This is a genomic window from Propionivibrio dicarboxylicus (assembly GCF_900099695.1).
GTDB lineage: Bacteria > Pseudomonadota > Gammaproteobacteria > Burkholderiales > Rhodocyclaceae > Propionivibrio > Propionivibrio dicarboxylicus.
This window is the reverse complement of sequence record NZ_FNCY01000025.1, coordinates 13,758-28,461: the sequence shown is the minus strand read 5'-3', so window position 1 is coordinate 28,461 and position 14,704 is coordinate 13,758. Positions and strand designations below refer to the sequence as shown.

Below are 14,704 nucleotides of genomic sequence, written 5' to 3'. Positions count from 1 at the left end.
AACCGACATGGCCGAAGAATTGAGCTCCGCCCACTTTGTCTCGCTGTTTCGCGCGGTGGCGCCGTATGTGAACCTGTTCCGCGGCAAGACCTTCGTCATTGCCTTCGGCGGACGTGCGATCGCCGGGCCGCTGGCCCGCTCGCTCGCCTACGACGCCAACCTGCTGGCAGCCCTCGGCGTGCGCCTCGTGCTGGTGCACGGCGCCCGGCCGCAGATCGAGGAGGAATTGCGCGAGAAGGGTCTCGAATCGAAGAACCATTCGGGCTATCGCATCACCGACGCGGCCGCGCTCGACTGCGTCATCGACGCGGTCGGCAGCGTTTATCTCGAAATCGACGCGCTGCTCTCGCAGGGGCTGCCCGACACGCCGATGGCCAACAGCACGATCCGCGCGGTGACCGGCAACTTCATCGTCACCAAGCCGCTCGGCGTCATCGACGGCGTCGACATGCAGTATGCCGGCTGCGTGCGCAAGATCGATGCGGAAGGCATCAAGGCGCAGCTCCGCATCGGCAACATCGTCATCCTCTCGCCGCTCGGCGCCAGCCCGACCGGCGAGATCTTCAACCTGGCGATGGAAGAGGTGGCCGAGGCGACAGCGGTCGCCATCGGCGCCGACAAGCTGATCTTCCTGACCGACAGCCAGGGCGTCACCGACAGCGACGGCCGTCTGCTCGACGAGATGACCACCGACGCCGCCGACCGGCTGGTTACCTCCGGCGAGTGGCTGTCGACCGACATTCGCCGTTATCTGCCCTGTGCCGCGCGCGCCAGCCGTACCGGCGTCGGCCGCGTGCATCTGATCGGCTACAACGAGGACGGCACGCTCCTGCGCGAACTCTTTTCGCGCGACGGGGTCGGAACCATCATCACGCGGGAATCGCTGGAAATCCTGCGCGATGCGCGGCCCGACGACATCGGTGGCCTGGTCGCGCTGATCGAGCCGCTGGAAGAAGCCGGCATTCTCGTGCGGCGTTCGCGCGAACTGCTCGAACGCGAGATCACGCGCTTCTCGGTGGTCGAGCACGACGGCATGATCGTCGGTTGCGCCGCGCTCTATCCCTATGGCGAAGAGCAGGCGGAACTGGCCTGCGTGGCGGTGCATCCGCACTTCCGTCGCTGGGGCTACGGCGAGCAACTGCTCAAACGCATCGAGATGCGCGCGCGGGCGCTCGGCATCCGCTGCCTGTTCGTGCTGACGACGGTGACGGCGCACTGGTTCCGCGAGCGCGGCTTCTCCGAGCAGTCGGTCGCCGATCTGCCGGAAGAGAAGCGGCTGGTCTACAATCTGCAGCGGCGTTCGAAGGTGTTCTCGAAGCCGCTGTGAAATGCAAGCGGCCATCGGCCGGAAGAACGATCGCACCTGAAACTACGGAGTTATGCACATGGCAAGAATGGTGAAATGCGTCAAGCTTGGCCGCGAGGCCGAAGGTCTCGATCTGCCGCCTTATCCCGGCGAGCTCGGCAAGCGCATCTATCGGAGCGTCTCGAAGGAAGCCTGGCAACAGTGGGTTCGCCTGCAGACGATGATCATCAACGAGAACCGCCTCAACCTGGCGGACGGCGAGCATCGCAAGTACCTCTCCGAGCAACTCGAAAAGCATTTCTTCGGCGACGGCGCCGACCAGGTGCAGGGCTACGTGCCGCCGCGCTGAGCGCTGGCCGGGCGTATTCCTGGAACAAGGGCTCCCGCGGGAGCCCTTGTTTTTTGCCGCCTAGCGACGCTGCGGCCACATGCGCCGCAGGGTGTCGTCACGCATCAGGTGGTGGTGGACAAGTGCCGCCGCGGCGTGCAGTCCGATCAGGAGCAGGCCGAGATTGGCGCCGGCTTCGTGGAGATTCTCGATGCGCTTGGCCAATGAACGGTTGGCGTCGATCAGCGGTGGCAGTTCGATGCCGAAGAAGGGAATCGGCTTGCCTTCGCCGCTGAGGATCAGCCAGCCGGTGAGCGGCAGCGCCAGCAGCAGCGCATACAGTGCCACGTGCATGAGTTTGGCCGACACGGCCTGCCAGTGCGGGGACGGCGGCGTGATGCCGGGGCTGGCGTTGGCCAGGTTCCAGGCCAGGCGCAGGGCGCTCAGCCCGAAGACGAGCAGGCCGAGCATGAAATGCCAGTGTTTCAGGAGATTGCGCGGATCGCTGCCTTTCGGGAAGAACTCGCGCAATTCGATGCAGGCATAGACGGCGGCGAGCAGGACGAGCGTCAGCCAGTGCAGCCCGATCGAAATCGTCCCGTAGCGTTCATGCGTGTTGCGTAGCGTCATGGTCGTGTTCCGGAGAAAGGTGGACGAGCGCGGGATAATACACGCCGCCCGCGCTTGACCGCCGCAACGCCCGAAAAGTTCAGTCGCGTCCCCTTTGATCGCAGTACCGCTCAGCGTCAGATTCTCGACATTGTCCGTCAGCGTGTAATCGACCGACGACAGCACCAGATCCGTCCCTTCGCCGGCGTACTCGACCATCTACCGTTTCGACCGCGTCAGCGGTGCCGACACGATCATCGAGAACGATGCGACGACGGGCAATCGGGATACGCTGTTCATCGACGCGCGGGCCGATCAACTGTGGTTCCGCCGGCGCAGCAACGATCTCGTGATCGACATCATGGGCAGCCAGGATATGAGCGGCAATAACCCGAGCAACACGGTGACGATCCAGAACCACTATGTCGGCACGCAGTATCAGGTCGAGCGGATCGTGTCGAGCGACGCCAAGGTGCTATTGGCGTCGAATGCCAACGCGCTGGTGACGGCACTGTCGAATCAGCTTGAGACGAGCGGTGCGCAAAGCTTCAACGATTCGTGGATGCTGATCCAGAAGGGGGCCTGGCAAACCGCGGCGAATACGGCATGGAAGTCCGACACCACCGTCAGCAACCTGATCACCGCAATGGCACAGATGGCGCCGCCGGCGGCCGGAACGGCGTTGTCAACAGCCGACTTCCAGACCCGCGTGACGGCGATATACGCGGCGAATATCATGGTGTGATTTGGGGGGCCGTGCTGTCGTAAGGCAGCACCGGTGTGGTGGCGGTGCCGTCGGGCGTGCGTGAGAGCCACGCCCGACGGTGCCGCCTTTTTTTGGGCGAGGTCGCCATGCGCACTGCGAAGAATTTCGCGCGGCCCGCCAAGAATGCCGGTGGCGTCGGCCGCATCGATGCGGCCGCGGGCCTTTAGCGCCGAGCGTGGCATGGCGGTGATCGATGAACCGAAAAATCTGTTCGGTATCGAGACGAACGTAATCGGCGGCGGCAGACGCGCCCCGGGTTTCTCGTACGGCAAGCCGCCGGTCAGCGCGGCGTGACGCTCAGTCGGCGCTCAGTGTGATGACGCCCTTGTCGGTACCCATCAGGCAGACGTTGGCGGCGCGGCGGGCGAAGAGACCGTTGGTGACGACGCCGGCGAGGTGGTCGATTTCGCTTTCAAGCGCCACCGGGTCGACGATCTGCAGGCCGTGTACGTCGAGAATGATGTTGCCATTGTCGGTGACGAAGCCTTCACGCAGCACCGGACGGCCGCCGAGGCGCGTGAGTTCGCGCGCGACCTGGGCACGCGCCATCGGAATGACTTCGACCGGCAGCGGGAAGCGGCCCAATACATCTACATACTTCGAAGCGTCGACGATGCAGACGAACTTCTGCGCCACGGCCGAGACGATCTTCTCGCGCGTCAGCGCGCCGCCACCGCCCTTGATCATGTGCATTTCGGCAGTGATTTCGTCGGCGCCGTCGATGTAGACCGGCAGGTCGGTGACGTCGTTGAGGTCGTAAACGCGGATGCCGTGACCTTCGAGGCGGCGGCGCGTGTCCTCGGAACTGGCGACGGCGCCGGTGATGCGGTCCTTGATGCCGGCGAGCGCTTCAATGAACAGGCGTGCTGTGGAGCCGGTGCCGACGCCGACGAGTCGGCCTTCGACGACATGCGCGAGCGCCGCTTCGGCGACGGCTTGTTTGAGTTCGTCCTGGGTCATGATGAGAGATTGGCGATGGTCAAAGCAAGCATTCTATCGGAATGTCCCGGCAACGCACAGGCGTGCCGGTGCGCACCGCCATGGTGAGTAAAGTGCGTGAGACCGAAGGCGGTATTCAACAAAATGTCTAGACTTTCGCCTGGATTCGGGATGAGCCGGTGATTTTGTCGAAATTATGTGAATTAGTTAATACTTTTATTTTTTTAGACTACTTAAATTAGCTTCGCCGGACAAAAATTCCATTACGGTAACTGACCAATAGCCTCTCAATTATCATTTCTCTGACCTTCTCCCAGAGAATCAATCAATCGTTCGCCGATTGCCTTTTCGGTAGCCTCTGTCAGATCCGACTTTCCAAACTCTGACGACATGGAACCAGCCCTGTTCAAATGGGGTTGGGGTAGCGCTTACATCTGGAGCACAGGCATGTCACGAACGACACGATTGAGTCGTGCGTCAGGATACGCGGACGGTAATCGGGATACGTTGTTCATCGACGCGCGGGCCAATCAACTGTGGTTCCGCCGGCGCGGCAACGATCTCGTGATCGACATCATGGGTAGCCAGGACGGGATGGGCAATAATCCGAGCAACACGGTGTCGATCCAGAACCACTATGCAGGCACGCAGTATCAGATCGAGCGGATCGTGTCGAACGATGCCAAGGTACTGGCAGCGGCCGATGCCAATGCGCTGGTGATGGCACTGTCGAATCAGCTTGAGACGAGCGGTGCTGGAAGCTTCGACGATGTGTCGATGCTGATTCAGAAACGGGTCTGGCAAGCGCCGGCGGATGCTGCGTGGAGGCCCGACGCCACCGTCAGCAACCTGATCACAGCAATGGCGCAGATGGCGCCGCCGGCGGCCGGGACGACGTTGTCCGCGGCCGACTATCAGAACCGCGCGTCGGCGATTTATGCGGCGAATGTCATGGTGTGATTTGGGGCCCGTGCTGTCGTAAGGCAGCACGGGTGTGGCGGTGGTGCCACATGCCTGCCCGGCGATGCTTTCGAAATTATGCAAATGGCAGTTGTTGGCCGAGGCGGCCCGGCAAATAGATGAAGCAGATGTGTCGATCGGTGGGGGCGAAGTCGACCATGGGGGCGCGAATTTACGCGCCGCGATGGCGTCAAGCGCGCTCCGAAGAATACAACGCGATGCGGCGAGGATGTCGGGGTGTGAGACTTACAGGGTCAACCACATCCGTCGGTATGGACAATGACGCGGTAGCTTTTTGGTGTGCAGTAAGTTGTGTCTTGGACTGTTGTGTTGCTCTCACAGTATGTGACCGAACACGAGTTTGGCACCGGTGCGTCGGGGACCGAAAAACGGATGTAGAAAAAATCCGGTTTCGTCACGGTGAAACCGCTCGTGTTGATCAACGTCTCGATTTGATAGGGGCGCGCGTCGCCAGCGTTCGGATAGCCATTGATGATGTTGGCGGAAATGCCGTTGTACAAGATCTCGGCTTCGGCGTATAGGCACTTATGGCTGTCGCTGCTCAGCATGCAGGCGGCATTCCATAAATAGGCCGTCGTATGCAGTGCGCCGGCAAGCGCATTGAGCTTGGCGATACGAGCGTCCTTGGCGAGATCGACAAATCGCGGCATCGCGGTGGCGGAAAGAATGCCGAGAATGACAATGACGCAGATCAGTTCGATCAGCGTAAACCCCTTTTCGCGTGGTGTGGCGGCCATAGCACGACTCCAGAAGCAATGGGAGAGGGTGTCTCGCCAGACGGGCGGAACAATGTCTCATGGCTGTTTTTTTGGAGTTCGACAAAGGGGTAATTCGCTATTTCAAGCGGTTTTGTCGATTAGGCCGGTGTTGTTATTGTGTATGAAGTGTCTTGATTATCGATCATAGACCAGATCGATTCGCGCAGGCAAGGCGAACGACAGCGGTGCGAGTAGCGGCCCGTTGTCGGTGATGTCCGCGCGCGTCGATGAACTCCCGGGGCGGCCATTTTTTCGACGGCGTCAACGGAAAACGCACCGGCGCCAGGGGCGTCCGGTGCGTTGCGGGGGGCGTCGTCGTGTCAGCGTTTGCGCGCCGGCGGAATATCGGTGCAGCTGCCGTGAGCGACCTCGGCCGCCATGCCGATCGTCTCGCCGAGCGTCGGGTGCGGATGGATCGTTTTTCCAATGTCCACGGCGTCGGCACCCATCTCGATGGCCAGCGTGATTTCACCGATCATGTCACCGGCCGAGGGGCCGACGATCGTGCCGCCGATGACGCGATGCGTTTCGGCGTCGAAGACGAGCTTGGTAAAGCCGTACTCGGCGCCGTTGGCGATGGCGCGGCCCGACGCCGCCCACGGGAACTTCGCCGTTTCCACCGAACGTCCCTCGCGCTTGGCCTGGTCTTCGCCGACGCCGACCCAGGCAACTTCCGGGTGCGTGTAGGCGACGCCAGGAATGACCGTGGCATCGAAGCCGGTTTTCTGGCCGGCGGCGACTTCGGCGGCGACGTGCGCTTCATGTACCGCCTTGTGCGCCAGCATCGGGTTGCCGACGACATCGCCGATGGCGAAGATGTGCGGCACGTTGGTACGCATCTGCGCATCGACCGGGATGAAACCGCGTTCGTCGACGGCGACGCCGGCGTTCTCGGCGGCGATCTTCGAGCCGTTCGGACGGCGTCCGGCCGATTGCAGGATCATGTCATAGCGCACGGCGTCGGCCGAGGGGGCGTTCTCGCCATCGAACTTGACCCAGAGGCCGTCGTCGCGGGCGTCGACGGCGACCGTGCGGGTTTTCAGCATGACGCGCTCGAAGCGGTGTCCGTTCTGCTTCTCCCAAACCTTGACGGCGTCGCGGTCCGGTCCCTGCATGATCGCGTCGAGCATTTCGACGACATCGACCTTGGTGCCGAGGCTCGAATAGACGGTGGCCATTTCGAGGCCGATGATGCCGCCGCCAATGACAAGCAGTTTCTTGGGGATGGCGCCGTTGACCGTGCGCAGTTCAAGTGCGCCGGTCGAGTCGACGATGCGCGGGTCTTCCGGGATGAAAGGCAGGCGCACGGACTGCGAGCCGACGGCGATGATGCACTGCTTGAAGCGCAGTACCTTCTTGGCGCCGGTGGTGTCCTGGCCCTTGCCGTCGGTGACGGCGACTTCGAGGTGATGCGCGTCGAGGAAGCGGCCGAGGCCGCGCACGACCTCGACCTTGCGTGCCTTGGCCATGCCGACGAGGCCGGTGGTCAGCTTCTTGACGACCTTGGCCTTGTGCGCGCGCAGGGCGTCGATATCGATTTGCGGCGGCGCGAAGCTGACGCCGCAGTCGGCGAGGTGCTGCGTTTCGTCGAGCACGGCGGTGACGTGCAGCAATGCCTTGGAGGGAATGCAGCCGACATTGAGGCAGACGCCGCCGAGCGTGCCATAGCGTTCGACGAGCACCGTCTTGAGGCCGAGGTCGGCGCTGCGGAATGCAGCCGAATAACCGCCGGGGCCGGCGCCGAGGACGAGCATGTCGCAGTCGATGTCGGCCGTGCCGGAAAATGCCGATGCTGTCGGCGCGGAGGCGGGCGCGGGGGCTGCGGCGACCGGCGCGGCCGTGGGTGCGGCGACCGGCGCGGCCGTGGGTGCGGCGATGGGTTCTGCGGTCACCGGGGCGGCGGCGGTGGCGCCGGCCGCATCGATGATGGCAACGATCGTGCCTTCGGAGACGCGGTCGCCGACCGCGACCTTGAAGGCGGTGATGACACCGTCACAAGGGCTGGGGATGTCGATGGTGGCCTTGTCCGATTCAAGCGTCAGCAGCGGATCTTCGGCTTTGACGGCATCGCCGGGTTTGACGGACAGTTCGATGATCGGCACGTCGTGAAAATTGCCGATGTCGGGGACCTTGACTTCGATGAGTTGGCTCATGTCCGGTCCTTTCAGATCAATGCCCGACGCATGTCGGAGAGCAGCTGCGCGACATAGGCATTGAAGCGCGTGCCGAGCGCGCCATCGATGACGCGGTGGTCGGCCGAGAGCGAGAGCGGCAGGATCAGGCGCGGGATGAAGGTCTCGCCGTTCCAGACCGGCTTCATCACCGACTTGGAGACGCCGAGGATGGCGACTTCAGGCGCATTGACGATCGGCGAGAAGCTGGTGCCGCCGATGCCGCCGACGCTGGAGATGGTGAAGCAGGCGCCGCTCATGTCGGCCGGGCCGAGCTTGCCGTCGCGTGCCTTCCTGGCGAGTTCGCCGCATTCGACGGCGAGCTGGCTGACCGATTTCTGGTCGACATTCTTGATGACCGGGACGACGAGGCCATGCGGCGTGTCGGCAGCGAAACCGATGTTGAAGTATTTCTTCAGGACCAGGCTGTCACCGTCGAGCGAGCTGTTGAATTCCGGATACTTGGCGAGCGCGATCTGGCAGGCCTTGATGACAAAGGCAAGCATCGTGATCTTGGCGCCGCCTTTCTCGTTTTCCTTGTTGACCTGCAGGCGGAAGGCTTCGAGTTCGGTGATGTCGGCTTCGTCGTGGTAGGTGACGGCCGGGATCATCACCCAGTTGCGCGCCAGGTTCTGGCCGGAGATCTTCTTGATGCGCGAGAGCGGTTGGCGCTCGATCGGGCCGAATTTCTCGAAATCGACTTTCGGCCAGGGCAGCAGATCGAGTCCGCCGAGGCTGGCGCCGGCCGGGGCCGGTGCCGCCGCTGCGGCGACCGGTCCGGATTGCATGACGCCCTTGACGTAGGCGATGACGTCCTCGCGCAGGATGCGGCTTTTCGGTCCGGAGGCCGGCACTTGCGTCAGCGTCACGCCGAGTTCGCGCGCCAGCAGGCGCACCGAGGGGCTGGCGTGGGTGTGGCTGATCGGCGCGTTCGGCGAGGTCGGGATCGGCGGCGCAGCCGGCGGCAGGCTGGCGGGCGCCGCTGCGGGCGCCGGTGGGGCGGCCGGGGCTTTTTCTGCGACCGGGGTGGCCGCTACGGCAGCCGGGGGCGGGACGACCGAAGCCACCGGTTCGGACGGCGCGGCGGCAGCGCCTGCGGCCTCGACGATCGCAACGATGCTGCCCTGCGAGACGCGGTCGCCGAGCTTGACGCGCAGTTCCTTGACGACGCCGGCCGCCGAGGCCGGCACGTCCATCGTCGCCTTGTCGGATTCGAGCGTGACGAGCGCGTCGTCGATCGCCACCGTGTCGCCGACGGCGACGCAGAGTTCGATAACCGGAATGTCGGTGTAATCACCGATGTCCGGGACCTTGATTTCGATATGCTGACTCATGTGCGGTTCTCCCTGGTTATACCGTCAGCGGATTCGGCTTGTTGATGTCGATTCCGTATTTTGCGATGGCTTCGGCGACCGTGCTTGCGGCGATGACGCCGTCGTCAGCGAGCGCTTTCAGCGCCGCAACGGTCACCCAGTAGCGATCCACCTCGAAGAAGCGGCGCAGCGCTTCGCGCGTGTCGGAGCGGCCGAAACCGTCGGTGCCGAGCGTGACGTAGCGGCGGTCGATGAACGGACGGATCTGTTCGGCATAGAGGCGGACGTAGTCGGTGGCGGCGACGACCGGGCCGCGCGTTTGGCCGAGGCGCTGCGCGACGTGCGATTGGCGCGGCGTGTCGGTCGGATGCAGCATATTCCAGCGCACGGCGTCGTTGCCGTCGCGCGCGAGTTCGCTGAAGCTCGGGCAGCCCCAGAGGTCGGCGTCGACGCCCCAGTCGTTCTTGAGCAGTTCGGCAGCGGCGATGACTTCGCGGAAGATCGTGCCGGAGCCGAGCAGTTGCACGCGCGGCGTCTTGGCATCGTCTTCGGCGCCACTGCGGAAGCGGTAAAGGCCCTTGACGATGTCCTGTTCTGCACCGGCCGGCATTTCCGGATGCTCGTAGTTCTCGTTCATGACGGTGATGTAATAGAACACGTCCTGCTGTTCGGCGAACATCCGGCGCATGCCGTCCTGCATGACGACGGCGACTTCGTAGGAGAAGGTCGGGTCGTAGCTGATGCAGTTCGGGATCAGGCCCGAGAGGATCAGCGAGTGGCCGTCCTCGTGCTGCAGGCCTTCGCCGTTGAGCGTCGTGCGGCCGGCGGTGCCGCCGATCAGGAAGCCGCGCGCGCGCTGGTCGGCGGCGGCCCAGTAGAGGTCCATGGTACGTTGCAGGCCGAACATCGAGTAGCAGATGTAGAACGGGATCATCTGCTCGTTATGCACCGAGTAGGCCGTCGCCGCGGCGATCCAGTCGCTCATCGCGCCGGCTTCGTTGATGCCTTCCTGCAGAACCTGGCCGGTCTTCGATTCCTTGTAGAACATCAGTTGGTCGTGGTCTTCAGGCACGTAGTTCTGGCCTTGCTGGTTCCAGATGCCGATCTGGCGGAACAGGCCTTCCATGCCGAAGGTGCGCGATTCGTCGGGGACGATCGGGACGACGCGCTTGCCGATCTGCTTGTCCTTGAGCAGGATGTTGAGCAGGCGGACGATGGCCATCGTCGTCGATACTTCGCGTCCTTCGCCCGAGGCCTTGAGCAGCGGTTCGAAGGCCGCGAGCGGCGGCACTTCGAGCGGCTCCGCGTGCGTGCGCCGGCGCGTCAGGTAGCTGCCGAGCGCGGCGCGGCGCTCGTGCATGTATTTGTATTCCTCGGAATTCTCGGCAAAGCGCAGGTAGGGCAGTTCGTCGATCTTGTCGTCGGGCACCGGCAGCTTGAAGCGGTCGCGGAAGCCGATCAGCGCCTCGCGGTCGAGTTTCTTCTGCTGGTGCGAGATGTTCATCGCCTGGCCCGATTCGCCCATGCCATAGCCCTTGACCGTCTTGGCCAGGATCAGCGTCGGCTGGCCCTGGTGCTCGGTCGCCGCCTTGAAGGCCGCGAAAATCTTGAAGATGTCATGGCCGCCGCGGTTGAGTTCGAAGAGTTCGCGGTCGGTGTAATCGGCGACGAGCGCCTTGAGTTCGGGCGTGTTGAAGAAGTGTTCGCGCACGTAGGCGCCGTTCTTGGCCTTGTAGGTCTGGTATTCGCCGTCGACCACGTCCATCATGCGCTTCTTGAGGATGCCCTTGGTATCGCGGGCGAAGAGCGGATCCCAGAAGCGGCCCCAGATCAGCTTGATGACGTTCCAGCCGGCACCGCGGAACTGACCTTCGAGGTCCTGGATGATCTTGCCGTTGCCACGCACCGGGCCGTCAAGCCGCTGCAGGTTGCAGTTGATGACGAAGATCAGGTTGTCGAGGCGCTCGCGCGCGGCCATGCCGATGGCGCCGAGCGTCTCGACTTCGTCGGTCTCGCCGTCGCCGAGGAAGGCCCAGACCTTGCGATCGTTGGCCGGGATGAAGTTGCGGCTCTGCATGTACTTCATGAAGCGCGCCTGGTAGATCGCCTGGATCGGACCGAGTCCCATCGACACGGTCGGAAAACGCCAGAAGTCGGGCATCAGCCAGGGGTGCGGGTAGGAGGACAGTCCCTTGCCGTCCACTTCCTGGCGGAAATGGTTGATTTGGTCTTCGCTCAACCGCCCCATCATGAACGCGCGGGCATAGACGCCGGGGATCGAGTGGCCCTGGAAGAAGACGAGGTCGCCGCCGGAGGCGTCGTCCTGGCCGCGCCAGAACCAGTTGAAGCCGACGTCATAGAGCGCGGCCGACGAGGCGAAGGAGGCGATGTGGCCGCCGACGTTGGTGTTCTTGTTGGCGCGCACGACCATCGCCATGGCGTTCCAGCGGATGTAGTTGCGGATCCGGATTTCGATGTCGGCGTCGCCCGGGTAGTTCGGTTGCCGGTCGGTCGGGATCGTGTTGATGTATTCGGTCGTGGCGCTATAGGGCAGGTCGATGCCTTTTTCACGCGCCTGTCCGATCATTTGCTCGATCAGGAAGTGGGCACGCTCGGGGCCTTCGTTCTCCAGGACGGCAGCGAGTGCGTCGAGCCATTCGCGCGTTTCCTGCGGGTCGGCGTCCGTATCCGCGACGGCGGGGATGGTGTTGGTTTGCGGTGCCATGCATGTTCTCCTGAGGACCGGTTGATGAGGTGGCCGACAGTCGCGCGTCTTCATCGGGAAGGATTGAGCGACTGGCAATACGCCGAGTTTCGATTTTTCGCAATATGAAATGTTATGCTGTAATGCGAAATTTCGTGTTTTTCGTGTGACCTGTTTTTTCCCGGATGGTTCCATTACGAACGCAAAGGATGTCATCGTACTTTAGCGCGGCGCGTCGGGGTAGCGCCGTGTGCCCGGGGTGAAGATGCCCTTGGCTGCGCCGCGCCATGTTTCCGGCATTGCGCCCAAAAGGGGCTGTCGGGAAGTTGCGGGCAATGTGGCACCGTCCATGCCGATCGGCATTGTGCGCCGTTTGTTTAAGGCGGTTATGTATACTTCGTACAGAGTCGTTATTGTCCGGTTCTGTGTGGCATTCCCGTCTCCTGCTTTGGCAAAGTATGGCGTTCATCCAGTTGATGGTGGTCTCGCCGGACTGTTATATCTGACAGGTCAATTCCGATTCGATGGGGAATACAATGGCCTGATCAATGATATTTCGATCGAACGTACAAAAAAAGCAATACGCGAGATGCCTGGCAAACGCCGTATTGCGGATCGGCGAAGACATGGGAGGAATGTATATGACCGTCGCCTGCGCAAGACGTTGCCAAGTCCCGTTGCCGTCGTCAGGGGGAGGCATGAGCGATCGCCTCGTCATGGCAGGGTGATTTTCATGGGAGATGCGACCATGAACACTGTCGCGCCCGCGACGCTGCCAGCGGGCGGCAACTACATTATCGTCAGTCAGGTGGAATCGAATCGGGTCGTGTATTTCACCGACAACCCGGAGTATCGGCCGCCAATGAACGGCCGTTGGTATTGGGTCGGCACTTATGTCGGCATCTTGCCCAGCGCGATGACTCTCAGGAACTGCTGGGCATGGCGATTCAATGGCCAGGTTTTCTCCGGAACAGCGGAAGAGCCGGTGCCGGCGCTGGAAACGTCCTCGCTCGATGGCGAGAAAGCGTCCTTGCTGCGGGCGTTGAGCGAAAAGATCGAAAGCGTGCGCGCCCCGTTCATGCCGTCCTGCCTGTTCGGCGAGTTGGCCCGCCGGGAGAAATTGAAAGAGGCGCGGGATTACCTCGCCCGGGCGAAAGGCCGGGTACCGGAGGAAGAAAAATTCGAACTGCTCGAAGCCGTGGCGGTTGCGCGGGGTTGTGCCATGTGGCAGGCGGCGAGACTGATCGTGATCAAGGCCGAGGAAACCGAGCGCGTGGTGAAGGAGAGCGAGCGTTTTCGTGAAAAGATGAATCAGGCGATTGCCGCCGCCGGGAATCAAGCGACCTTGCTGGAATTGCGGGAACGTCTGCTTGAGGCGAGCTTTCCCGGGCTTTCGACGCGATTCGAGAGCGACGCCGATCGGATGGAACCCGTCAATCATCAGGGGGTGCTGGGCGAAGTCCATCGACGGCATGAAATGTCGCGTCTGAAAGCGCAACTGCGCGAGACGATCAATCGCAAGCGACGGCTCAATCATTCCGACTATATCGGCAACGACGAACTTGTGCGTCATAAGGCATTGCTGGCGCGAAGCCTCCTGGAAAACGGCGGGAAGCCTCGGGAGCGCGAAGATTATTCCATTCTCGAGAGTTATGCCGTGGCGCGCGGCCTGCCGCTGGCGAAGGCGGCAGTGCTGCTGGCCAGCGCCGTTGGCGCCAATTGGGAGCGCCTGACGAGCACGGAGCGGATCAAGGACACCATCTTGGCGCGAATCGATGCGATCACGACGCTGGGCGACATCGATGACATCGAGGAAATGATCGCGGTGATCTAAGAGCTTGGTTCGGTAGGGCTCGTGGGCCGCGAGCCCCGCCGAAATAGGCTCTAAGCCTTGTCTGACAGCCAAAACCGACGGCCCTGTCATTCGCTATGACGCGATAACCATGAAAAATATTTTTATTGAATAAGCGATTCTCAGGAAATAGTTGGCATTTTGATTTTTCGATGACTGGCACAATTCCTCCAGTCGCTGGCAGATATTCAGGCCGAAGCGGCGCAACCGCGAAGATCAATTCTACTGGCGGGCGGTGTTCGATCAGGGGCCTGCCGACAGGGGGAGAGAATGATGGCAGAGAACAATCAAGAACCACTGGCGTCCGCCATGGCGGCGCTTGAGCAGGCCAGGGAAGGATTTGCGCGGTTGCCGCTGATTGGTCCGGCGCTCTGGCTATACGCACGGGATCCGTTTCGCAAGTTCCTGTTCGTCGCCGATATCGACTGGGCGATATTGCCGCCAGTCATGCTCGATCAGTGCCACCTCTATTACAAGGATGGCGTGCCCAGTGCCTACTTCTCGTGGGCGCTTGTCAATGAGGCGGTGGCAGGAAGAATGCGGGCGTCGTTGCCGAAAATCGCACCCCATGAATGGCGATGCGGCGAGGACGTCTGGATCATCGACGTTGTGGCACCGTTCGGCGGTGCGGAAGAGCTGTTCACGGAGCTGCGCCAAACGGTCCTTGCCGGGCGCAAGGTCTCGATGATGATCCTGGATCCGGAGACTCCGGGGATGTTCACCGTTCGCGAGTACCCGCCGGAGGCGCCTCGGGAATCGTCGCAGGCGGCGCCCGGCGAGTCCTTGCCGGAGGAACCCGCGGAGACTTCGCCCACGCTTTGACGGCGGCCATCCGGCGGGAGAGGAATGCGGTCCAGCGGTTTTGTTGCAGGCAGCACCGTTTTTGAAGCAGGTCATGTGATGGCGCCGGGGGGCGTGCGGGAGGCGAGGGGGGCGCCTCCCGCCACTGTTCGTACGCGATGACCCCGGCCCCACGA

The 14,704-nt window shown here is 62.5% G+C and carries 12 protein-coding genes; 6 read left to right on the top strand and 6 right to left on the bottom strand.

The features are described from left to right. Positions 1 to 7 precede the first annotated feature (7 nt). A complete protein-coding gene (argA, locus tag BLR25_RS19305; RefSeq protein WP_091940180.1) occupies positions 8 to 1,327 on the top strand; it encodes an amino-acid N-acetyltransferase in 1,320 nt (439 codons plus the stop codon). 58 nt (positions 1,328 to 1,385) lie between these two features. After that, positions 1,386 to 1,655 carry an oxidative damage protection protein gene (locus BLR25_RS19300; protein ID WP_091940219.1) on the top strand — a complete coding sequence of 90 codons (270 nt, stop codon included), beginning with the start codon at positions 1,386 to 1,388 and terminating at the stop codon, positions 1,653 to 1,655. A gap of 60 nt (positions 1,656 to 1,715) precedes the next feature. Here the strand turns inward: BLR25_RS19300 and BLR25_RS19295 are convergent, their stop codons facing one another. Then, positions 1,716 to 2,462 (bottom strand): cytochrome b, encoded by a 747-nt coding sequence (locus tag BLR25_RS19295; protein WP_245715615.1) that lies wholly within the window; start codon positions 2,460 to 2,462, stop codon positions 1,716 to 1,718. Positions 2,463 to 2,592: 130 nt separating this feature from the next. Here BLR25_RS19295 and BLR25_RS19290 point away from each other — a divergent pair, with 130 nt between their 5' ends. Then, complete coding sequence (locus BLR25_RS19290) at positions 2,593 to 2,988, top strand: calcium-binding protein (protein ID WP_143009933.1); 396 nt, start codon at positions 2,593 to 2,595, stop codon at positions 2,986 to 2,988. A 318-nt stretch (positions 2,989 to 3,306) separates the two neighbouring features. On the opposite strand, the gene rpiA is transcribed toward BLR25_RS19290, so the two are convergent. Beyond that, positions 3,307 to 3,969 (bottom strand): ribose-5-phosphate isomerase RpiA, encoded by a 663-nt coding sequence (gene rpiA / locus BLR25_RS19285; RefSeq protein ID WP_176785990.1) that lies wholly within the window; start codon positions 3,967 to 3,969, stop codon positions 3,307 to 3,309. A gap of 426 nt (positions 3,970 to 4,395) precedes the next feature. Here rpiA and BLR25_RS19280 point away from each other — a divergent pair, with 426 nt between their 5' ends. Beyond that, complete coding sequence (locus tag BLR25_RS19280; RefSeq protein WP_143009932.1) at positions 4,396 to 4,908, top strand: calcium-binding protein; 513 nt, start codon at positions 4,396 to 4,398, stop codon at positions 4,906 to 4,908. A gap of 254 nt (positions 4,909 to 5,162) precedes the next feature. On the opposite strand, the gene BLR25_RS21845 is transcribed toward BLR25_RS19280, so the two are convergent. From BLR25_RS21845 to aceE, 4 genes are all read right to left on the bottom strand, one after another. Further along, positions 5,163 to 5,666 (bottom strand): type II secretion system protein, encoded by a 504-nt coding sequence (locus BLR25_RS21845; protein WP_091940172.1) that lies wholly within the window; start codon positions 5,664 to 5,666, stop codon positions 5,163 to 5,165. Positions 5,667 to 6,007: 341 nt separating this feature from the next. Beyond that, the gene (gene lpdA, locus BLR25_RS19270; RefSeq protein WP_091940170.1) at positions 6,008 to 7,840 is read right to left on the bottom strand and encodes a dihydrolipoyl dehydrogenase; all 1,833 of its coding nucleotides are present in this window, start codon (positions 7,838 to 7,840) and stop codon (positions 6,008 to 6,010) included. A gap of 11 nt (positions 7,841 to 7,851) precedes the next feature. After that, positions 7,852 to 9,192: a dihydrolipoyllysine-residue acetyltransferase gene (gene aceF / locus BLR25_RS19265; RefSeq protein WP_091940168.1), complete on the bottom strand. Its 1,341-nt coding sequence runs from the start codon at positions 9,190 to 9,192 to the stop codon at positions 7,852 to 7,854. Positions 9,193 to 9,208: 16 nt separating this feature from the next. Beyond that, complete coding sequence (gene aceE / locus BLR25_RS19260; protein ID WP_091940166.1) at positions 9,209 to 11,896, bottom strand: pyruvate dehydrogenase (acetyl-transferring), homodimeric type; 2,688 nt, start codon at positions 11,894 to 11,896, stop codon at positions 9,209 to 9,211. Between the two features lie 328 nt (positions 11,897 to 12,224). Here aceE and BLR25_RS19255 point away from each other — a divergent pair, with 328 nt between their 5' ends. After that, complete coding sequence (locus BLR25_RS19255) at positions 12,225 to 13,709, top strand: hypothetical protein (protein WP_143009931.1); 1,485 nt, start codon at positions 12,225 to 12,227, stop codon at positions 13,707 to 13,709. Positions 13,710 to 13,997: 288 nt separating this feature from the next. Next, on the top strand, positions 13,998 to 14,549 hold the full coding sequence (locus tag BLR25_RS19250) for a toxin-activating lysine-acyltransferase (protein WP_218122824.1): 552 nt from the start codon (positions 13,998 to 14,000) through the stop codon (positions 14,547 to 14,549). Positions 14,550 to 14,704: the final 155 nt, after the last annotated feature.